Annotated in this window: 17 protein-coding genes and 1 riboswitch; of the genes, 11 read left to right on the top strand and 6 right to left on the bottom strand. The window is 72.8% G+C overall.

Going from position 1 to position 19852, the window contains the following annotated elements; all coding sequences use genetic code 11:
• Nucleotides 1–229: 229 nt before the first annotated feature.
• A riboswitch (cyclic di-AMP (ydaO/yuaA leader) is annotated at nucleotides 230–405 on the top strand.
• A 5-nt stretch (nucleotides 406–410) separates the two neighbouring features.
• Nucleotides 411–1187, top strand: coding sequence for a transglycosylase SLT domain-containing protein (locus tag ACFZDI_RS05235; protein ID WP_234849374.1), 777 nt, complete (start codon nucleotides 411–413; stop codon nucleotides 1185–1187).
• Here the strand turns inward: ACFZDI_RS05235 and ACFZDI_RS05240 are convergent.
• A complete protein-coding gene (locus ACFZDI_RS05240; protein WP_391247798.1) occupies nucleotides 1151–1999 on the bottom strand; it encodes a Cof-type HAD-IIB family hydrolase in 849 nt (282 codons plus the stop codon). The two genes, ACFZDI_RS05235 and ACFZDI_RS05240, sit on opposite strands and share 37 nt — an antisense overlap.
• Before the next feature lie 172 nt (nucleotides 2000–2171).
• Between ACFZDI_RS05240 and ACFZDI_RS05245 the strand changes: the two genes are divergently transcribed.
• The 3 genes from ACFZDI_RS05245 to ACFZDI_RS05255 are packed head-to-tail and all read left to right on the top strand — an operon-like array spanning nucleotide 2172 to nucleotide 5436.
• A complete protein-coding gene (locus ACFZDI_RS05245; RefSeq protein WP_391247800.1) occupies nucleotides 2172–3257 on the top strand; it encodes a GNAT family N-acetyltransferase in 1086 nt (361 codons plus the stop codon).
• Nucleotides 3258–3277: 20 nt separating this feature from the next.
• Nucleotides 3278–4597, top strand: coding sequence for a glycosyltransferase (locus ACFZDI_RS05250; protein WP_391247803.1), 1320 nt, complete (start codon nucleotides 3278–3280; stop codon nucleotides 4595–4597).
• 32 nt (nucleotides 4598–4629) lie between these two features.
• A complete protein-coding gene (locus tag ACFZDI_RS05255; protein ID WP_391247805.1) occupies nucleotides 4630–5436 on the top strand; it encodes a polysaccharide deacetylase family protein in 807 nt (268 codons plus the stop codon).
• Between the two features lie 53 nt (nucleotides 5437–5489).
• Here the strand turns inward: ACFZDI_RS05255 and ACFZDI_RS05260 are convergent, their stop codons facing one another.
• From ACFZDI_RS05260 to ACFZDI_RS05280, 5 genes are all read right to left on the bottom strand, one after another.
• On the bottom strand, nucleotides 5490–6539 hold the full coding sequence (locus ACFZDI_RS05260; protein ID WP_391247807.1) for a glycosyl hydrolase: 1050 nt from the start codon (nucleotides 6537–6539) through the stop codon (nucleotides 5490–5492).
• Nucleotides 6540–6637: 98 nt separating this feature from the next.
• A complete protein-coding gene (locus ACFZDI_RS05265; RefSeq protein WP_391247809.1) occupies nucleotides 6638–7078 on the bottom strand; it encodes a hypothetical protein in 441 nt (146 codons plus the stop codon).
• Nucleotides 7075–8892, bottom strand: a complete 1818-nt coding sequence (locus ACFZDI_RS05270; RefSeq protein WP_391247811.1) for a glycosyltransferase — start codon at nucleotides 8890–8892, stop codon at nucleotides 7075–7077. Before ACFZDI_RS05270 ends, ACFZDI_RS05265 begins: the two co-directional genes overlap by 4 nt.
• A 245-nt stretch (nucleotides 8893–9137) precedes the next feature.
• Nucleotides 9138–11405, bottom strand: a complete 2268-nt coding sequence (locus ACFZDI_RS05275) for an oligosaccharide flippase family protein (protein WP_391247813.1) — start codon at nucleotides 11403–11405, stop codon at nucleotides 9138–9140.
• The gene (locus ACFZDI_RS05280) at nucleotides 11398–12714 is read right to left on the bottom strand and encodes a DegT/DnrJ/EryC1/StrS family aminotransferase (protein WP_391247815.1); all 1317 of its coding nucleotides are present in this window, start codon (nucleotides 12712–12714) and stop codon (nucleotides 11398–11400) included. The genes ACFZDI_RS05275 and ACFZDI_RS05280 overlap by 8 nt, the downstream gene beginning before the upstream one ends.
• 310 nt (nucleotides 12715–13024) lie before the next feature.
• Here ACFZDI_RS05280 and fahA point away from each other — a divergent pair, with 310 nt between their 5' ends.
• The 7 genes from fahA to ACFZDI_RS05315 all read left to right on the top strand — a co-directional run bounded on the left by fahA (nucleotide 13025) and on the right by ACFZDI_RS05315 (nucleotide 19844).
• The gene (gene fahA, locus ACFZDI_RS05285) at nucleotides 13025–14236 is read left to right on the top strand and encodes a fumarylacetoacetase (protein ID WP_391247817.1); all 1212 of its coding nucleotides are present in this window, start codon (nucleotides 13025–13027) and stop codon (nucleotides 14234–14236) included.
• A 217-nt stretch (nucleotides 14237–14453) separates the two neighbouring features.
• A complete protein-coding gene (locus ACFZDI_RS05290; protein ID WP_391248053.1) occupies nucleotides 14454–15392 on the top strand; it encodes a M48 family metalloprotease in 939 nt (312 codons plus the stop codon).
• A 333-nt stretch (nucleotides 15393–15725) separates the two neighbouring features.
• Entirely contained in the window at nucleotides 15726–16514 is a 789-nt protein-coding gene (locus ACFZDI_RS05295) for a GntR family transcriptional regulator (protein ID WP_234849362.1), read from the top strand.
• A 33-nt stretch (nucleotides 16515–16547) separates the two neighbouring features.
• Nucleotides 16548–16775, top strand: coding sequence for a ferredoxin family protein (locus ACFZDI_RS05300; protein ID WP_003992261.1), 228 nt, complete (start codon nucleotides 16548–16550; stop codon nucleotides 16773–16775).
• A gap of 15 nt (nucleotides 16776–16790) precedes the next feature.
• Complete coding sequence (locus tag ACFZDI_RS05305; protein WP_391247820.1) at nucleotides 16791–18137, top strand: ABC transporter substrate-binding protein; 1347 nt, start codon at nucleotides 16791–16793, stop codon at nucleotides 18135–18137.
• Entirely contained in the window at nucleotides 18134–19012 is an 879-nt protein-coding gene (locus ACFZDI_RS05310; RefSeq protein ID WP_344367863.1) for an ABC transporter permease, read from the top strand. Before ACFZDI_RS05305 ends, ACFZDI_RS05310 begins: the two co-directional genes overlap by 4 nt.
• Complete coding sequence (locus tag ACFZDI_RS05315; protein WP_391247823.1) at nucleotides 18996–19844, top strand: ATP-binding cassette domain-containing protein; 849 nt, start codon at nucleotides 18996–18998, stop codon at nucleotides 19842–19844. The genes ACFZDI_RS05310 and ACFZDI_RS05315 overlap by 17 nt, the downstream gene beginning before the upstream one ends.
• The last annotated feature ends 8 nt before the right edge of the window (nucleotides 19845–19852 follow it).

Raw genomic sequence — 19852 nt, forward strand, 5'->3', positions numbered from 1 at the left:
AGTGAGGTCAATCACTTCTCCCCCTACTCCGCACCTTCCCGGCGACCACCCGTACCGCCTTTACCCAATAGCCAGTTGGGCCTTGGCTCCCGCAAAGGATCAAGTGGTCCAAAATCCCCCGACCAAGGTCAACCACTCGATATGTGATGGAGCTGCTTGTTCCCGACATGTGCTCTCGCATACGTTCCGGCCCTGTCCGGCGGACGCCTAATCCTGCCGCCGCCCGGACGTCCCACAGGAACCGACTCACTCACGCGTGGCAGGAGCGGGGGACCCAGGTAAGTCGCCGGTCCGCACAGCGGTCCGGCTCGGGGTGAAGCCGCGTACGGCACACGGCGCCGTACGCGGCCGGGCACCTCCCGGCCCGAACCCGACAGCTCACCTCGCAGGCGCCGGAGAGGAACATCGCCATGGCCGCACGAGGCAAGCACCGTCGCACCAGAACCAGCCCGCTGACCCGAGGCATCGTCGCCGTCGGTACCGGTGGAGCCGCACTCACCCTTCCGCTCCTCGGAGCCACGCACGCGAGCGCCGCCGAGCCCCAGAGCGCCCCCGCCGCGCACTCCGTGAAGCAGGCGGCCCAGCCCGCCAAGTCCCGCACGTACACCGTGGTCAAGGGCGACTCGCTCGCCCACATCGCGGACAAGTACGACATCTCCGGCGGCTGGAAGCAGCTCTACAAGGACAACCGCGCCGCCGTCGGCGACAACCCGAAGCTGATCCACCCGGGTCTGAAGCTGAAGGTGAACACCGCCAAGGCGGACGCCCCGAAGAAGACGGCGACCAAGTCGTCCGCCCCCGCCAAGCCGGCCGCGAAGCCCGCCGGCGGTGTCGCCCAGGCCACCCAGGCGTCCGCGAAGACCTACGCGAACAACCTCGACGGCTGGATCCGCGAGTCGCTGGACATCATGGCGCAGCAGGGGATCCCGGGCTCCTACGACGGCATCTACCGCAATGTCATGCGCGAGTCGTCCGGCAACCCCCAGGCGATCAACAACTGGGACTCCAACGCCGCCGCGGGCACCCCGTCCAAGGGCCTGCTCCAGGTGATCGACCCGACGTTCGCCGCCTACCACGTGCCCGGCACCTCCTTCGACCCGTACGACCCGGTCGCCAACATCACGGCGGCCTGCAACTACGCGGCCGACCGCTACGGCTCGATCGACAACGTCAACGGCCCGTACTGAGCCGCCCCGCCCAGCCGTCGCTCGAGGACGACGGCGATGCCGTCGTCCTCGTTCGACAGGGTGACCTCGTCGGCCACGGCCTTGAGTTCGGGATGGGCGTTGGCCATCGCGACGCCGTGGCCGGCCCAGTCGAACATCGGGATGTCGTTGGGCATGTCGCCGAAGGCGATGGTGTCCGCCGGCCGCAGCCCCAGATGCTCGGCCGCCAGCGCCAGGCCGGTCGCCTTGGTGATCCCGCACGGCTGGAGCTCGACCGTGCCGGGCCCCGACATCGTCACCGTGGCCAGTGAGCCGACCACCGACCGGGCGGTCGCCGCCAACTCGTCGTCCGTCAGGTAGGGATGGCGCAGCAGCACCTTGCTGATGGGCTCGCCCCACAGCTCCTCGCGCCGGTCGACCCGGACCGCGGGCAGCGTGGGGTGCGGCATCAGATAGCCCGGCTCGATCAGCGTGAGCCCGTCGACCCCGTCCTGGTCGACCGCCGCGTACACCTGCCCCACCTCGGCCTCGATCTTGCCGAGGGCGGTCTCCGCCAGCTCCCGGTCCAGGGTGATGGACCACAGCAGCCGGTTCGCGCCGGCGTCGTACACCTGCGCGCCCTGCCCGCACACCGCGAGCCCCGTGCAGCCGAGGTCGTCCAGGAGCGGCCGCACTCTCGGTGCCGGCCGGCCCGTCACCACGAGGTGCTGGGCACCGGCGTCCGCCACCCGCGCGAGCACGGCGAGGGACCGGTCGGACAGGGTGTCGTCGCCGCGCAGCAGCGTCCCGTCCAGATCGGTGGCGATGAGTGAATATGCGAAGGGTGCGGCCATGATCAGAGAATACGGACAGCGCGGCCCCTTCGTTTCATCGTACGGCGGACGCCGATTGCCCGGTTGAAGGCCTCTGCACCGATTGGCAACAACATGCTCCGCTACCTACCCGTGGGGCCGCATAGAGCGGTACCTTCCCTGTGTCCAGGGGGGACTTGATCGGGGGGTCGGGTTGAGCAGTGGGCGCATTCGCGTGGCCGGGCCCGGGGAGCTCGGTGAAGGGGAGAGGGAGCGCTGGCGTGCGCTGCGCGCCGCCTCGGAGGCACCGCGCAACCCTTTCATGGAGCCGGAGTTCACCGAGGCCGTCGGCCTGGTCAGGCCGGGGGCCCGGATCGCGGTGGTGTACGAGGGGGCGGAGCCGGCCGGCTTCCTGCCCTATGAACGGGGCCCGTTGGGGCAGGGCCGGGCGATCGGACTGGGCGTCTCGGACGCGCAGGGCGCGATCCTGCGGCCGGGCCTGGACGTGGAGACGGGCGAACTGCTGAGGGCCTGCTCGCTGTCGAGTTTCGCCTTCGACAATCTGGAGGCCGAGCAACGGCTGTTCGTCCGGTACGCGGCCGAGGAGTACGCCACCTACGTCATCGACGTGGAGAAGGGCTACGAGACGTACGAGTCGGTGCTGCGCGCGCAGTCGCCGAAGTTCCTGAAGACCACGCTGGCCAAGGAGCGCAGGCTGGGCCGGCAGGCCGGTGAGCTGCGGTTCGTCTTCGACGAACGCGACCCGGCCGCGCTGCGCACGCTCATGGAGTGGAAGTCCGCGCAGTACCGCAGGACCGGCCGCCGGGACCGGTTCGCCCAGGAGTGGATCACCCGGCTCGTCGGGCGGCTGGCCGGGACCCGGGCCGCGGAGTGCAGCGGCACGCTGTCCGTGCTGTACGCCGGTGAGCGGCCCGTCGCCGCGCATTTCGGACTGCGCTCGGCCTCCGTGCTGGCCTGCTGGTTCCCGGCCTACGACCCGGAGTTCGCGAAGTTCTCGCCGGGTCTGGTGCTGCACCTGCGCATGGCGGAGGCGGCGGCCGCCGCCGGCATCGGCATGCTCGACCTGGGGCGGGGCGCGGCCGAGTACAAGGACGCCCTGAAGACGGGCGAACTGCCCGTGTACGAGGGTGCGGTGACCCGTCCGGGGGTGGGCGCGGCCCTGCACTGGCTGAGCCGTGAACCGGCGCGCCGCGCGCACAGTTTCGTCCGCGGCAGGCCGCAGCTCGCGTCGCTGGCCGCGCGGACGCTGAAGGGCGCGGCTCGGCTGCGCCGTACCTGACACACGAGGGGGGTGGGCGCATGGCCCGTTCGGTGCGTGCGCAGGAGGAGATACGGCGGTTCCTGGACATCGGGGCGGTGCAGGTCGCCGAGCTGGACCTGGACGGTGACGAGGCGGTGCTCAGACCCGGCCCGGGGAGTCCGCCCGTGACGCACGGAGAGGTGTTCGTGCTGGTCAGGAGAGGCGGCCGGCCCGCGGGCACGTTGCTCGGGCAGGTGCCGGAGGGAGCGGATCCGAAGGCCGTGCTGGCACAGCGGGCGCGGGCGGAGTGCGGGCCGGCCGTCCTCGGCGGTCCCGGGGAGCCGCCGTCCACGACCGTCGTCGTCGCGACCCGGGAGCGGGCCGGGCAACTGGCCCGGGCGCTGGACTCGCTGCTCGCGCAGGACCATCCCCGGTTCGAGATCGTCGTCGTCGACAACGCGCCCGTCACGAGCGAGACGCGGGAGCTCGTCGAGCGGAAGTACGCCGAGCGCGTGCGGTACGTCTGTGAGCCCGTTCCGGGGCTCGCAGCCGCCCACAACGCCGGGCTGGACGCCGTCGGCGGCGAGGTGGTCGCCTTCACCGACGACGACGTGGTCGCCGATCCGCGCTGGCTGGCCGAGCTGACCGCGCCCTTCGCCGCCGACCCCGGGCTCGGGTGCAGCACCGGGCTGATCCTGCCCGCGCGGCTGACCACCCCGGCCCAGGTGCTGCTGGAGAGCCACGGCGGCTTCGCGAAAGGCTTCACTCCAAGGACGTACGACCCGGCGCACCCGCCGGGCGACGAGCCGCTGTTCCCGTTCACGGCCGGGCGGTTCGGCTCGGGCGCGAACATGGCGTTCCGCACGGCGGTGCTGCGTTCCGTCGGCGGTTTCGACCCGGCCACCGGGGCCGGCACGGCCGCCCGGGGCGGTGACGACCTCTACGGCTTCGTGCGCGTCCTGGCACAGGGCCACCGGCTGCACTACACGCCGTACGCGCTGGTGTGGCACCACCACCGGGAGACCTGGCGGGACCTGGAGACCCAGGCCTACGGCTACGGCGCCGGGCTGACCGCCTACCTCACCGCGGTGCTCGTGAACCGGCCCGCGCTGCTGCCCGCGTTCCTCGCGCGGCTGCCCCGCGGCCTCGCCCACGCCCGCACGCTGACGGCGGTGCGCGACACGGACGCGGCGGACGGCGCCGGCACGCCGGGCGACCACGACGAGCGGACGCATCCCTGGCCACGGCGGCTGTCGCGGTTGCAGCGCCGGGGGATGGTCTACGGGCCGGTCGGCTATCTGCGGGCGCGCCACGCGCTGCGCGCGGCGGTCCGGGAGAAGACGGCTCAGCGGGAGAAGACCGCTCGGGGGGCGAGATGACCACGTCGGCACGTACGCGTGGTGGGGGGCAGATGTCGCCCTCGGGCGCCCCGGCCATCCCCGTGTTCCTCTACCACGCGGTGATGGACGACCCGCCGGAGTGGATCGCCGAGTTCACGGTCACGCCGAAGCAGTTCGCCGCGCATCTCGACGCCGTGGTCCGCAGCGGGCGCACGCCCGTCACGATCAGCGCGGTCGCCGATCATCTGGCCGGGCGGGCACCGCTGCCGCCCCGGCCCGTGCTGCTCACCTTCGACGACGGTTTCGCCGATCTGCCCGGCCCCACCGCCGAGGCCCTGGCCGCACGCGCGCTGCCCGCCACCGCCTATCTGACCACCGGCGCCATCGCCCCGGGTGGCCGCAGTCTGCTGCCGCCCGCGCCGATGATGAGCCTGGCCGGTGCGGCGGAGCTGGAACGTTCCGGCATGGAGATCGGCAGCCACACCGTGACGCACGCGCAGCTCGACACCCTGTCCGCCGAGGCCCTGGCGTACGAGCTGCGCACCTCCAAGGCGGTGCTGGAGGACGCCCTCGGGCACGAGATCCGGCACCTCGCCTACCCGCACGGCTACAACAGCCCCCGGGTCCGGGCCATGTCGGCGCGGGCCGGCTACGAGACGGCGACCGCCGTGCGGCACGCGCTCAGCTCGGACCGCGACGAGCGGTACCGCATCGCCCGGCTCATCGTCCGGCGCACCCACACCGTGGCCGACGTCGAGACCTGGCTGGCCGGGTCGGGCGCGCGGGTGGCGCCGTACCGGGACGGGCCGAAGACGATCGCGTGGCGGTGGTACCGACGGGCCCGCGCGGTCGTGCGCGGGCCCGAGTTCGCGGGGTGACCCCGGGCCGGGTCGGGTCACTTGAGCGGCTGGGGTGGCCCGGCCGGGTCGGGTCACTTGAGCGGCTGGTTGAGGTACGGGTCGGAGACGGCCTTGCGCAGGCTGTGCCAGGCCTCGTCGTTCGCCAGTGCCAGGTTGCAGTGCGGTCCGGGGTCGCGGTAGTTCCACTGGAGGGCGGCCTTGACGCCGTCCAGGTCCTTCAGCACGCCGGGCACCTGCGCGTACCACTCGGCCTGCCGGTCGGGGCGGTTCGCGTCCGCGGCGGTGCCGAACTCGGAGAGCATCAGCGGCTTGTCGTCGGAGATGTTCGCGCGGATCCAGTCGTGCGTGGCGTGCTGCGTCTGCGCGAAGGAGAGCCAGCCCGCGTCGTGACAGCGGTAGTAGTTGTACTGGTTGTAGCCGATCCAGTCGACGTAGTCGTCGCCCGGGTACATCTTCTTGATCTCGACGGCGTGGTCGAGGTACCCGGTGGTGATCCACGTCCACACCACGTTGTCCACCCCCAGGGCGCGGAACCGGTCGTGGAGGTGCCGGTAGGCCTTCACGTAGTCGGCGGGCGTGCCGCTGTCCGGGGTGCGGGTGTCCATCTCCAGGTCGAAGGAGAGGAACACCTTCTTGCCGTAGTCCTTGATGCGCCGGGCCTGGACGTCGATCACCCGGTCGTCCAGCTCGCCGGCCGCGATCTGCTTCCAGGTCGGCTGCTGCTGCCTGGTGCCGCCCCACCACTTGCTCTCCCAGGAGAGCAGCAGCAGATGGTCCTCGCCGACGCGCCGCTCCTCCGGGGTGAGCAGTTGGCCCTCCCGCCGGGTGCCCGAGGGCAGGGACATGTCGTGGTACGTGTACACGAGGTCCAGCTCGCGGCCCACGCGCTTCTCGTAGGCGCGCACCTTCTCCGGCAGGTCGTCGCGCTCGTGCGGCACGAACGCCCCGAACCAGGCGCCGCAGGGCGGCTCCAGCAGGGCCGTCGGACGGCAGTTCGCGCCGGAACCGGCCGCTCCCTGCCCCTGCGGTCCGGAGGCGTCCCGCAGGGCGAGTACGGCGACCAGGACCGCGCTGACGACCGTGGCCGACGTGAACAGCAGTCGGCGCCGGCTCGATGCCAACGGGCCGGCGGCCTGCTGCGCCTGGTGCGGGTCTTTCCGGTGCAGTCCTCCGGTGCTGCTCGGTGTGCGGCGAAAGGGACGGTGGGGACGGTTGAACCTCACGGAGCGGAACCCTTCGGTGCCTTGGGTGTCGTCCTCGGCGGCGGAGAGGCGCGCAGCGGCGGACAGAACGCGGCGAGTGTGGTCAGCAGCGTCAGCGTCAGCAGCACCCGCTGCGCGCTGAAGGTGTGCGTGGCGATCAGCACGGTCGCGACGAGCATCACGGCGCCGATGCTCAGGAACAGCGTCAGCATCAGCCGTTCCAGCAGGTCGGAGTGGCGCGCGAAGCGTGGGTCCCGGCGCTCCACGGGCCCCTCGGCGGGCCGCGCCCCCAGCGCGGGGGCGCAGACTCTGACCATGGCGGCGCCCGGCCCCGCCGCCAGGAACAGCACGACTGCGGCGCCCCGCAGCGGTGACCCGCCGGGCAGGGCCAGCGCGGCGAGCGCCAGCCAGCCGCCGAACGGGGGCAGCATCCGGACCACGAGTTCCTGCGGTGTCATCGCTCCGCTCCCCCTGACTGCTTCAGCTCGTAGAGCCATCCGGCGCTGTTCTCCGCCACGAGCCGGAACCGCGGCGATGCGGCGACGGACCGCTGGATGCGCCGCAGTTGCGCCTTGTCGAGCTGGCCGTTCATCTCCGAGTTGGCCAGCTGCCCCTGGGTGAGCAGGAAGTAGGCCCGGCCGGGCCGCTCCACTCCGGCCATGTCGCGCGCGAGGGTGGCGGCGGGTCTCCTGACGATCCGGTCGACGTGGCTGCGGCCGTCGTCGAGGAACCAGTAGTGGTCGACGCTCCAGTAGGAGGCGTACGCGTCCGGGTAGTTGCGGTTGGCGGCCACGACCAGTGAGCCGTCGGGCGCCTGGTCGAAGAGCTGCCGTACGAGGGCCACCTCCTGCGGCGGGAAGTAGTTGATCCGGTCCTTGCCGGAGTAGGCGGGGACGAACGCCAGGGTGGTGCCGAGCAGCGCAGCCAGCGGCACCCAGGTGCCGATGCCCCACCGGCGGCGCTCGGCGGGGCCGGCGGTCTGCCGTCGGCCGGCCTCCTGCGCGGCGGCGTCGGCGGCCAGGGTGCGGACCTTGGGCAGCAGCGCCGCGGCGGCGAAGAAGCCGGCGCCCGGCAGCATGAACAACAGCACCCGGAAGATCATCTCGCTGCCGTAGCTGCTCGCCGCGAACATCGGCAGCGGGGCCGCCGCGATCAGCAGCAGGGGCCACGCGCGGTGGCGCAGGACTCGCTGGCGCCACACGCCGACGGCCGCGAGCAGCAGCACGGAACCGGACAGCAGCCGGGCCGCCCAGGACGTCGCGACCGCTCCAGCTCCGGTCGGGGTGGCTCCGTACCCCGTCTCGACGTTGGCGCCGACGTCGCCGATGGAGCGGATCATGTCGGGCATCGCCGCGGAGAGGAAGGGCAGCGCGGCCGTGAGACACCACGCCAGGAAGATCACGACGGTCGTCACCACCGGCACCCAGTCGCGGTAGCGGCGGCTCAGGCACAGGGCGAGCAGGCAGACGACCAGCATGCCCGGCGTGAGCTGGTGGGAGATGACGATCGCCACGATCATGACGGTGAGCACCACCGTCCACACGGCCTGGCGAGGCTGCCCGCGCCGCACGGCGGACCGGCCGAAGCGGCGCAGGACCACCGCTAGCACCCCCAGGTGCAGCGCGTACGCCACGGATTGGGGGGAGAAGTAGTCCTGCCCCACCCAGTTGGCCACGTAGAAGAGCCAGACCGCGGTCCAGATCAGCCGCCGGTCCTCGGTGAAGGTGCGGTAGATCAGCAGCAGCGGGAGCAGCAGCATCAGGCTGGAGACCAGGGGCCACCAGGCCATGAACATCGCCGCCGAGTCCACGCCCAGCAGCCGCTGAAGGGCTGCCTGGGCGGCGAAGAAGCCCGGCCACTGGTCGTACACCGCCATGTCGCCGACCTGGTCGGCCGTCTGCAGCCCGCCGGCCGTCAGCAGATGGTCGATGACCGCTTCGTGCTTCCACGCCCAGGCGTACAGCGGGGTCGGGTAGAGCACGGCCTGCGTGGCCCGCTCCATCACCAGCAGGCCCAGCACGTACGCCGCCGGCCAGGCACCCGCGCGGCGCGGGTCGCGGACGGTGAACCAGAAGCCGGTGGTGAGCACCGCCAGTCCCGCCCAGAAGGCCGGGTGCAGCGCGCTGAGCAGCCCGTAGTCGTCGAGCCGCGAGACGTCGGTGTGCCGCACGGCGTACGCCCACAGCACGAGCGCGACGAGCAGCAGAGCAGCGGGCCGGACCGATGCGCCGCGCCCGGACCGGACGGGGGTCAGGTCGGACAGATCCGTCACGGGCTCATGGGCGGGGCTCGACGACTCCGAGGAGGAGGGGCTGGATGACTGGCTGGCCGTCTCGGGGCCGCGGGCGGGGGTGTTCGCGCCGTCGCGTGGGGGTGTCGGTTCCGGCGTGGATCTCTCCCTCGGTGTGACTGGCGGACGCACGGTGGTTCCCCCCTGGCGGTTGCTCTCTTCGGCTGTGCTCGGCTCTGTCGGCTCGGTCCGGGCCCGGGCCGGTTCGGTCTCGGCTTCGGATGTGATCAGTCGCGGGGCCGGCCGTTCGGTAATCCGCCGGCCGTTCGGTGGGCTATCGGATCTGTCGGGGCTGGAGTACGGGAGCGCCACCACGCCGAGGCGGCGCGGTGCAGCGGCAGGAGCAGCAGGAGGACGACGAGCAGGGGCGGTGCGAGGGGTGCGAGCGCGTCGCGCCACACCCAGCCGCCGACCGCGACGAGATACAGAACCCCCCAGCGCCCCGGCCACGTCAGACGGCCGCCCGCGCTCGCGAGCAGCAGCCCCAGTGGTACGAGGCAGAGCAACTGGCAGACCGGCGGCACCCAGCGCAGCAACGGCTCGGGCCCCCCGACCCCCACAGCGTCCGCCAGGAAGCCGGCCGTCTTCTCGTACAACGCCCCGTCCACCGGCCGCGGTTCCCGTCCGAGGGCGACCGGGGCGGCGTACAGGGCGCACAGGACGGCGCACAGTGCCGTGCCGGGCAACCACGCCTCGCGCCGGGTGCTCAGCGTGACGGCGGCGACGAACACCACGAGCATCAGGACGCCCGCGGTGAGGGACGGCAGGGGCAGCCCCGCCAGCAGTTGCCGCCCGCTCAGGGCAGCTTCGGATGACCGGTCGAGCCACGGCAGGTCCCGCAGCGGAGCGCAGAAGAAGACGACGCCGACACCGAGCAGGCTCCACAGGGCGCCCCTCAGCCGGCGCTCCCACGGCTGCGGGTCCGGTTCCGCGGGCTCGTGGAGCGCGGGCTCCCCGGTCGGTCCCTCGGGCCGCACGATCAGCGCCAGGGTGTCCGCCTGCAGCGCCTCGCGCTCGTAACCGGGGCGCCCGATGAACAGCGTGACCGTGTCCTGGTCGCCGTCCTTGGGCTGGTAGGCGGCCCGGCGGGCCCAGGTCGTGCCGTATCCGGCGGTGGCGTTGAGCTTCGCCCAGCGGGTGCCGTAGGCGGCGTCGGCAGGCGTACGGGCGGTGGGGGTGGCCTCGCCGGGGCGCAGGGCCGCGCGCAGTCCGGCCATGGAGACCACGGCGATCAGCGTCATGCTCAGCAGCACCGCCCAGCCGGCGCCGGCGATGCCCGACGGTGTGAACAGCACGGCCGCGCTGCCCAGGACCAGGGCGCACATGGCCCCTTGGAGCGCGGCCAGCACTCCCGTGCGCCCCTGCACGCGCAGCACGCCGATGTACAGCTCCACCACGACCCGCGGCAGGGCACCGAGGGCGAGCAGCCGCAGCACGGTCGAGCCGTGTTCGGCGTAGTCAGGGCTGAAGGGCGTGAGGATCTGCGGGGCGAAGACGACCAGCACCGCCACGACCGGGACCAGCAGCAGCGTCATGCGCCGCAGGGCGCCCCGGACGCCGTCGGCGAGTTGGCGCGGGTCGTGCGAGGCGTGCGCGGTGAGCGACGAGGCCATGTTGATGGCCATGAACTCCATCGTGCCGCCGACGGTGTAGGCCACGTAGAAGTAGCCGTTCTCGGCGGCGCTGAAGCGGACCGCGACCATCACCGGCAGCAGGTTGATCATCGCCAGACTGAACAGGGCGCCCAGCGAGTCCCCGGCGAGGAAGCGGCCCATGTCCCGGATCTTCGGGGGTTCCTTGTCGCGGTCGGCCTCCGCCTGGCGCGGGATGAGCCGACGGAAGATCAGCCAGCCCAGCGGCAGAGTGGAGAAGGCGATCGCCACCGCCCAGGAGACGAAGATCCCGAGAACGGGCAGCGTGCCGGCGAAGACGCCCAGGAGGGCCAGCTTGCCGACCGAGAAGACCGCGTTGCCGGCGGGCACCCACTCCGCCTTGCGCAGTCCGGTGAGCACCCCGTCCTGGAGGGTGAGCAGCGCCCAGGCCACGCACGCCGCGACGAACACCGCCCCCGCCACCGGAGTGCCCAGGGGTGCGTAGGACGCTCCCCAGGCGTCGAGCGTGAGCAGGAAGACGGCGGCGGCGAGCGCCACGACCAGTGAACTGGCCACGTAGGTGCCCCACACCAGCCGGCCGGTCTCCCGTCCCGCGCGCGGGACGAAGCGGACGACGGCGCCGATCATGGTCGTCGCCGTGATGCTGGCGAGCAGCCGCATCGCGGCGATCGCGGCCGAGCCCTGGCCGACGGCCTCCTCCGTGTAGTAGCGGGCGGCCACCAGCCAGAACCCCAGGCCCAGTACGGCTGAGACGCCGGTGCTGAGCATGAGGAAGTAGGCGTTCTTGAACAGCGAGTCGTGGCTGTGGTCGCCGTCGGCAGGCTTCGGCCCGCCGCCGTCGGTGCGCGCGGCGGCGGGCTCGTGGACCTGGATCTCAGCCACGGGACCGGCCCAGCCCTCCCGGTGTCGGTTCGTTCCCGGGCCGCTCTCCCGGCGTCGGCGTGCCGGGGTTCTCTTCGGGCGTCGGCTTGTTGCCGGGCTCTTCTCCCGGCGCCCGGACCGGCTGGGCTCCGGACCGCTCCAGGACCTCGATGACCGCCTGTGCCCGCCGCGGGTCCACGGGCAGGGCGTGCCGCGCGAACCAGCGCGCCGCCCCGGGGGCCGGTGAGGGATCGGTGAACTCCGCACCGGCGTAGTCGTCCAGCGGCGGGTCGTAGAGGTAGCCGACGACGATGCCCTGCCGCGCCAGGGCCGCCATCGCCGCGTCCCGGTCGGCCACGAACAGCGGGACCCGGAACAGCGGCTGGATCGCGTGGCCGTCGCGCGGCTTGGCCCAGGGCGTGGACAACAGCAGCTCCGTGCCCTGCCGGCAGGCGTCCAGCACCTCGTCCAGCCGGTCGAGCTTGCGCCCGATGCGGCGCAGCCGCAGCCGGCCGGACTCCAGCCGGTAGTCGTGCATGTCGACGCGCACCCACGGGTGGTGGGCGTCGAGCCCGGGCGTCTGGTGTGCGGCGAGGGCGAGTTCGTCCGGGCGCAGCGGCATGCGGATCTCCTCGCGGTCCGCCAGCCCGAGCAGCCGGACCGCCGCCCAGGCGGCACGCCGCAGCCGCAGCCCACGCACCGTCGCCTCCGCGTACGGCCGGACCAGGTAGGCGAGTTCGGCACTGGCCCTGCGGGGTGCGAGGAGTCCCTCGCAGGTCTTCTCGACCGCCTCCCTGAGGCCGGGGTCGGCGAGCGAGAGCATGCCTCCGGCCTTGGCCCCGACGTGCTTGGACAGGCTGAACACGGAGGCCTCGCCCCAGGCCCCGACCGGCCGGTCCCCGGCCCGGCTGCCGATCGCGTGCGCCCCGTCCTCGAACAGCGGGATGCCCAGGGCGTCGCACTTTTGTCTCAGGCGCGGCGCCGGGTCCGGGTTCCCGTACAGGTTCGTCGTGAGCACGGCCGACACCGAGCCCCACACCTCGTCCGGCACGGCATCGATGTCGATGGACGCGTCGAGCGGGTTCAACGGCGCCTGCACCGGGCGCAGTCCGGCCGCGAGCACGACGAAGAAGATCACGTCGTCGTTGACCGGCGACATCAGCACCCGTCCGCCGGGCGGGCACCAGTGGCGCAGCGCCACGTACAGCCCGAAACGGCACGACGGTACGTACACACATTCCCGGCCGAGCCGGGTGCGCATGGTCTCTTCCAGCCGCTTCGGCTGTGCACCACGCCGCACCGAACCCGGACCGGCCTCCCCTATGGCCATCCGCCCCCCAGATGTGCCGTGGGAAAGCCCCCTCCCCGAGGCCTTCCGGCACCCGCCCAGAGTCGCCCCGTTCGCACCGCTCCGTCAAGATTGCGTCGCGTCCTGTGGATAACTTCCGGCACGTACGAATGCGGCGTCCCGTCCGGCGCGCCGGAGTCGCCCCGGCCGGTCCCACCCGGGCCCACCTGCCCCGTTCGCCCCTGTCCGTCTCCTCGGCCTCTGCCCAGGACGGGGGTGTCACCCGTAACGTGTGGCACGACCACGAACACGTGGCGACGACATGGCACACCCGAAAGCGAGGCAGCACCCGATGCCCCCCTTCGATGTCCCCGAGGGCGACCCCTTCGGCCCGCACAACCTGCCGTACGGCGTGTTCTCCCTGCCCGGCTCGTCCCACCGGACCGTGGGCGTCCGGCTCGGGGACCACGTGCTGGACGCGGGCGCGGCGGCCCACGCGCTCGGCTCGCCCTACGCCTCCCTGCTGGCGCAGCCCACCCTCAACCCGCTGCTGGCGGCCGGCCGCACGGCCTGGTCCGACGTGCGCAGGGCGCTGACGGCCTGGGTGACCGTGCCGTCCCACCGGGAGACCGTCGCACCGCTGCTGCACCCGCTGTCGTCGGTGACCCTGCACCTGCCGTTCGAGGTCGCGGACTACGTGGACTTCTACGCGTCGGAGAACCACGCCCGCAACGTCGGGCAGATCTTCCGCCCCGACGCCGAGGACTCCCTCACCCCCAACTGGAAGCACCTGCCCATCGGCTACCACGGCCGCTCCGGCACGGTCGTCGTCTCCGGCACCGAGGTGCCGCGGCCGTCCGGCCAGCGCAAGGCCCCCACGGACGCCGCCCCCGTCTTCGGCCCGTCCGTCCGCCTGGACATCGAGGCCGAGGTCGGCTTCGTCGTCGGCGTGCCCTCCCGGATGGGCGCGCCGGTGGCCCTCGGGGACTTCCGCGAGCACGTGTTCGGCCTGTGCCTGCTCAACGACTGGTCCGCGCGCGACATCCAGGCCTGGGAGTACGTGCCCCTCGGCCCGTTCCTCGGCAAGTCCTTCGCCACGTCGGTCTCGGCGTGGATCACCCCACTGGACGCCCTGGAGGAGGCCCTCGTGGCGCCCCCGGCCCGGACGCACGAGCTGCTGCCGTACCTGGACGACAGCGACGAGGAGCCCGGCGGCTACGACCTGCGGATCAGCGTCTCCGTCAACGGCCACGTGATCTCCGAGCCGCCGTTCTCCACCATGTACTGGACGGCCGCCCAGCAACTGGCCCACATGACCGTCAACGGCGCCTCCCTGCGCACCGGCGACCTCTACGGCTCCGGCACGGTCAGCGGCCCCACGGAACGGGAGCGGGGTTCCCTGCTGGAACTGACCTGGAACGGCCGCGAGCCGCTCGAACTCCCCGACGGCAAGCGGACGTTCCTGGAGGACGGCGACGAGGTGACCCTCACGGCCTGGGCCCCGGGACCCGACGGCGTGCGGGTCGGGCTCGGCGAGGTGACGGGGCGGGTGGTCCAGGGCTGACGCGGACCGGCCGGGAGCCGGCCGACGGCCGCCCCTCCCGCCCCATGCGGTGTCGTCCGGACCCTGACGCACACCGCCCGGCCCGGCATACTGGGCGCGGGGCGGTGTGCCCGCACGTCCGCCACGCTCGTCGTGGCCACCGGTGCGCACGGCGGCCGCCCTCCCCCGCACGACCCGTAGCCGCCCCTCTTGTGACGAGGAACCGGAGCCCGTGGCCATGACCGTCTGCCTGCTCCTGCTGAGTGTCGTCGCCGTGACGGCCGCCGTCCCCGTTCCCCGTGCGCTGACCCGGGCGTCCTGGCCCGAGCGGGAACCGGTGGTCGCGTTGTGGGTGTGGCAGTGCCTGGTCGCCACCGTCCTGCTGGCGTGCGTGACGGCACTGTCCCTGGGCGCCGCCGCCGTGTTCGGCACGGTCCGCGCGCAGCTCTTCGCCCCGGCACCGGCCGCGGTGACCGCCGCGTACGACCTGTCCGCCGCCCCGCCGTGGGCCGCCGCCCTCACCCTGCTGCTGGCCTGCGGCGCCGCCTGGACGACCGCGATGCTCGCGCGGGAACTCGTCGAGGCGCGCCGGCGCAGGGCCCGGGCCCGGGCCCATCTGCGCGAGCGCGCCCCCGACCTGCCGGCCGGTCTGCCCGCGGCGCGCGGTCCGCTGCTGGTCCTGGAGGACGAGTACCCCGACGCCTGGTGGATGCCCGGCCATCCGCCCCAGCTGATCGTCACCACGGGCGCCCTGCACCGCCTCACCGGCCACCAGCTCGACGCGGTCCTCACCCATGAGCGGGGCCACGCCCGGGCCCGCCACGACTGGCTGCTGCACCTCTCCACGGCCCTGGCCACCGGCTTCCCCCGCGTCCCGTTGTTCACCCACTTCTGCGACCAGACCCACCGCCTGGTCGAACTGGCCGCCGACGACACGGCCTCCCGCCGCTGCGGGCACCTGACCACGGCCCTGGCCCTGATCGAGCTCAACCAGCACCGGGGCGTGCTGTCCTGCGCCTCCAGCAACCGCCTGCTGGGCGAGCGGGTCGACCGGCTGCTGGAACCGCCGCCCCGGCTGGGGCGCCGGCACCGGGCCCTGACCACCACGACGGCCGCACTCGTACCGCTGCTGCCCCTGCTGATCGTCTTCGCCCCGGGCTTGACGGCCCTGTCGTAGGGGCACCGGCCGCGGGCGGCGGGCTCCCGGAGCGGCGTCGGCCCGGAGGCGGCCGGCTGTTTGAGCAGCACCGGCTCGAGGCGGGCTGTTTGAGCAGCACCGGCCCGGAGGCGGTCGGCTGTCCGAGCAGGACCGGCTCGGAGGCGGTCGGCTGTCCGAGCAGGACCGGCTCGGAGGCGGTCGGCCGTCGGCGCGGCAGCGTGGGGGCGGGCGGTGGCGGATCTGGTCCGGGAGCAGCCAAAAGGCCAGCTCACTCGTCGAACAGGTCACATTGCCGGTGGCGCAACATTCCCGCAACACCACTTTTCCTATCGGATAGGTATGGTCCGATCCATGCCCAGTGACCGCATCCGAGACCACGCCGGACAGGGAGCCGCGACCACCGTCGCCGCCCACCGCGCGCGGCGACGGCTGCGCGCCGACCGGGCACGGCAACTGGCCGACCTGCTCCGGCGGCTGCTGCTGACCGGCGCCTTCCCCGACGGGGTCCTCCCCCTCGAGTCGGCCCTCGCCGCCGAGTACGGCGCCAGCCGCAACACGGTCCGCGAGGCTCTCGACCTGCTGCGGGCCGAGGGTCTCGTGGAGCGTCAGCCCGGTGTCGGCACGGTGGTCGTGGCCCACAAGTACCCCCACGGCCTCGACCGCCTGATGGGCCTCGCGGAGACCCTCCGCGAGCACGGCCGCGTCACCAACGAGGTCCGCACCATGGGCCCCACCCCGGCACCCGCGCCCGTGGCCGACCGCCTCCGGCTCGCGCCCGGCACCGACGTCCTCTACATCGAACGCCTGCGCAGGCTCGGCGGACTGCCACTGTCCCTCGACCTCACCTACATCCCCCTCGACATCGGCACCGAACTGCTCGGCGCCGACCTGGAGAACACCGACGTCTTCCGCCTCCTGGAAGCCGTCACCGGCCGGCGCCTCGGGCATGCCGAGATCACCCTGGAAGCAGTCAGCGCGGACAGCCACTCGGCCTCCGTGCTCGAAGCCCCGCGCGGCGCCGCCGTCCTCATGCTGGAACGCCTCACCCACCTCGCGGACGGCCGCCCGGTCGACCTGGAGTTCATCCGCTTCCGCGGCGACCGCATCACCATGAGCGGCCTGCTGCACCGGAACCGGTAGCCCACCCGCTCGCGCACATCCCTGGAGACAGCCATGCCCTTGGCGCCCCAGCGGGCCGACGTGCCCGTGACCATCGACGAGTCGAAGTGCATCGACGGCTGCACGCTCTGCGTGGACATGTGCCCGCTGGACTCCCTCGCCATCGACGAGCGCAACGGCAAGGCCTACATGCATGTCGACGAGTGCTGGTACTGCGGCCCGTGCGCGGCTCGCTGCCCCACCGGGGCGGTCACGGTCAACATGCCCTATCTGCTCCGGTGAGAGGCCCGAACCATCATGAAACGCACAGTCGTCGCCATGTCCGCCGCCGTCCTCCTGCTCCCGCTGAGCGCGTGCGGCGGTGACGCCGATGCGGGCAGCGGCTCCACGGTCACCGTCACCATCGGCTACCAGTCCAGGACGATCAACACCGTCACCGCGGGCACCCTGCTCCGTTCCCTCGGCGCCTTCGAGAAGCAGCTGAACTCCCTGCACGACGGCGTCCACTACAAGGTGAACTGGCAGGACTACGCCACCGGCGCCCCCATCACCGCCCAGATGACCGCCGGGAAGATCGACATCGGCTCGATGGGTGACTTCCCGCTCCTCATCAACGCGGCCCGCGGCAAGCAGCTCAACAGCCCCACCCGCCTGGTGTCGGTCACCGGCTACAACCTCCGGGGCGGCCTCAACACCATCGTCACCGCACCCGGTTCCGAGCTGACCTCGCTGAAGGACCTGAAGGGCAAGAAGGTCTCCACGAGCGTCGGCTCCGCCGCCGACGGCACCCTCGTACGGGCCCTGCAGCGCGCCGGCATCGATCCGAACAGCGGCGTCGAGAAGCTCAACCAGCAGCCCTCGGTCGGCGCCTCCGCCCTCACGGCGGGCAGCACGGACGCCCTGTCCCAGTTCGTCGCCTGGCCGGGCCTGCTCGCCTTCCAGGGCAAGGCGAAGGCGATCTACGACGGGGCCCGGCTGAACCTGCCGACCTTCCACGGCGTCACCGCCCGCGAGGACTTCGCGAAGCAGCGCCCGGCCGTGCTGGAGGCGTTCCTGAAGGCCCAGGCGGAGGCGACCGACTACCTGAACGACCACCCGGTGGACGCCGCCGAGAAGGTCGCGAAGGCGACCGGGCTCCCCGCCGAGGTCGTCTACCTCTACAACGGTGCGCACGGCATCGCCACCTTCGACCCGGCCATCAAGCCCCAGCTCGTCTCCGCGCTGAAGCAGGATGTGTCGATCCTGAAGTCGGCGAAGCTCACCGGCGACGTGGACGTCGACTCCTTCGTGGACGACCAGTACGTGAAGAAAGCCCTCGGGACGACGGCGTACTCCCAGCACCTCGCCACGAAGCCCGCACCGGCCGCGAGTGAGGCCTGGCCCAAGGGCGCCTCGAAGACGGTCACGTTCGACTCCCCCTCCAAGCTGCTGCGTCACGTCGCCGGACACCGGGACGACCTGCGCGCGGCCTACGTCCCCGACACCACCACCGGCACCCTCTGGTTCGCCGACAAGGCCGTGTGGGTGGCCGACGGCGACAAGCTGCTGCCCTTCGTCGCCCCCGACACCGCGCAGGCGTACATCGCCGGGCACGGCGGAGCGCGGGTCGTCTCCTATGCCGACGCCCTGGAGCGGGCCTCGTGAGGCGGTATGCGCTCCGGGTCCTGTCGCTGGTCACCGCCCTCGGCCTGTGGCAGGCGCTGACCAGCCTGGACGTCGACCTGTGGCTGCGCTTCTCGCAGTTCCCGACGGTCACCGACGTGGCCCGGGCGTTCGCCGCCCGGGTGTCCGGGCCGGACTACTGGACGGACCTCACCGACAGCCTCATCCGGATCCTCACCGGTTTCCTGCTGGCCGCCGTCCTCGGTGTGGCCACGGGTGTGCTCGTGGCGCGCTCGCGTCTGGCCGAGGACCTGCTCGGCCCGGTCCTGGAGGTGATCCGCCCGATTCCGGCCATCGCCCTGGTGCCCGTCGCGATCCTGCTGTTCCCCTCCAACGAGCAGGGCATCGTCTTCATCACCTGCACCGCCGCCTTCTTCCCGGTCCTGGTCTCCACCCGGCACGCGGTGCGGGCCCTGACGCCCGTGTGGGAGGAGGCCGTGCGGACCATGGGCGGCGGCCGGTGGCGGATCCTCGGCTCGGTCGTCCTGCCGGGCGCGCTGCCCGGCGTGTTCGGCGGGCTGTCCGTCGGCATCGGCGTCTCGTGGATCTGCGTGATCTCCGCCGAGATGATCTCCGGCCAGTACGGCGTCGGTTACCGCACCTGGCAGGACTACACCGTCGTCGACTACCCCGGTGTGTTCGTCGGCATGGTCACCATCGGCGTGCTCGGCTGGCTCACCTCCACCGCCGTGGAACTGCTGGGCCGCCGCCTCACCCGCTGGCTGCCCCGCACGGCGTCCGTGTCCGGGACACGGACGCCCCGGCCCGCCCGGCCCGTGACGCCGGCACCGGCCGTCCCCGCCACCGCCGCCGGCGGGGCCCGATCCGAGGAGGCACGCGATGAGCACCTCGTCTGAGACCGTCCCCGACACCCCGCCCGTGACCGCCCCGAGCACCTCCTCGAAGGCCGGCCGGGGCAGCACGCCCGGGACCGCCGCCGCCCCGGGCTCCCCCGTCCGCGGCACCCGGCTCACCCTCACCGGCGCCTCCCTCGGACGCCCCGGCGCGACCGCCCTGGACAAGGTCGACCTGGACATCGCCCCCGGCGAGATCCTCACCGTCGTCGGCCCCTCCGGCTGCGGCAAGTCGACCCTGCTGCGCACCCTGGCCGGCCTGCTGGCGCCGCTCGCCGGCGGGATCACCCAGGACGGACAGCCGCTGACCGGCCCCTCGGCGGACCGTGCCCTGGTCTTCCAGGAGGACGCCCTGCTGCCCTGGCGCACCCTGCGCGCCAACGTCGAACTGCCCCTCGCCATCCGCGGCGTGTCCCGCTCCGAGCGCCGGGAGCAGGCCCGGTCCTGGCTGGAACGGGTCGGACTCGGCGCGCAGGCACGGCAGTTGCCGCACCGGGTCTCCGGCGGGCAGCGCCAGCGTGTCCAGCTGGCCCGCGCCCTGGCCGGACGCCCGAGCGCCGTGCTGATGGACGAGCCGTTCGGCGCGCTCGACGCGCAGACCCGCGCGGGGATGCAGGACCTGCTGGTCGAGGTGCTCCAGGGCACGGGCGCCACCGTCGTCTTCGTCACCCACGACGTGGACGAGGCCCTGTTCCTCGGCGACCGGATCGCCCTGCTTCGCGCGGGCGGCCTCGTCGCCGTCCGGGACATCCCCCGCCCGCGCGAGCGCGGCGCACACGACGATCCTGCGCGCGTGGCCCTGCGGCGCGACGTCCTCACTTCGCTCGGTACGTGAAAGGCACC

Source organism: Streptomyces sp. NPDC007907 (assembly GCF_042959365.1).
Classification (GTDB): Bacteria; Actinomycetota; Actinomycetes; order Streptomycetales; family Streptomycetaceae; genus Streptomyces; species Streptomyces indiaensis.

Bases quoted from the DNA above. Each gene is read 5' to 3' on its own strand.
- ACFZDI_RS05315 (WP_391247823.1), top strand. From the start codon at position 18,996: ATGAGCACCTCGTCTGAGACCGTCCCCGACACCCCGCCCGTGACCGCC.
- ACFZDI_RS05295 (WP_234849362.1), top strand. From the start codon at position 15,726: ATGCCCAGTGACCGCATCCGAGACCACGCCGGACAGGGAGCCGCGACC.
- ACFZDI_RS05240 (WP_391247798.1), bottom strand. From the start codon at position 1,999: ATGGCCGCACCCTTCGCATATTCACTCATCGCCACCGATCTGGACGGG.
- ACFZDI_RS05255 (WP_391247805.1), top strand. From the start codon at position 4,630: ATGTCGCCCTCGGGCGCCCCGGCCATCCCCGTGTTCCTCTACCACGCG.
- ACFZDI_RS05300 (WP_003992261.1), top strand. From the start codon at position 16,548: ATGCCCTTGGCGCCCCAGCGGGCCGACGTGCCCGTGACCATCGACGAG.
- ACFZDI_RS05235 (WP_234849374.1), top strand. From the start codon at position 411: ATGGCCGCACGAGGCAAGCACCGTCGCACCAGAACCAGCCCGCTGACC.
- ACFZDI_RS05290 (WP_391248053.1), top strand. From the start codon at position 14,454: ATGACCGTCTGCCTGCTCCTGCTGAGTGTCGTCGCCGTGACGGCCGCC.
- ACFZDI_RS05280 (WP_391247815.1), bottom strand. From the start codon at position 12,714: ATGGCCATAGGGGAGGCCGGTCCGGGTTCGGTGCGGCGTGGTGCACAG.
- ACFZDI_RS05305 (WP_391247820.1), top strand. From the start codon at position 16,791: ATGAAACGCACAGTCGTCGCCATGTCCGCCGCCGTCCTCCTGCTCCCG.
- ACFZDI_RS05250 (WP_391247803.1), top strand. From the start codon at position 3,278: ATGGCCCGTTCGGTGCGTGCGCAGGAGGAGATACGGCGGTTCCTGGAC.
- fahA (WP_391247817.1), top strand. From the start codon at position 13,025: ATGCCCCCCTTCGATGTCCCCGAGGGCGACCCCTTCGGCCCGCACAAC.
- ACFZDI_RS05265 (WP_391247809.1), bottom strand. From the start codon at position 7,078: ATGACACCGCAGGAACTCGTGGTCCGGATGCTGCCCCCGTTCGGCGGC.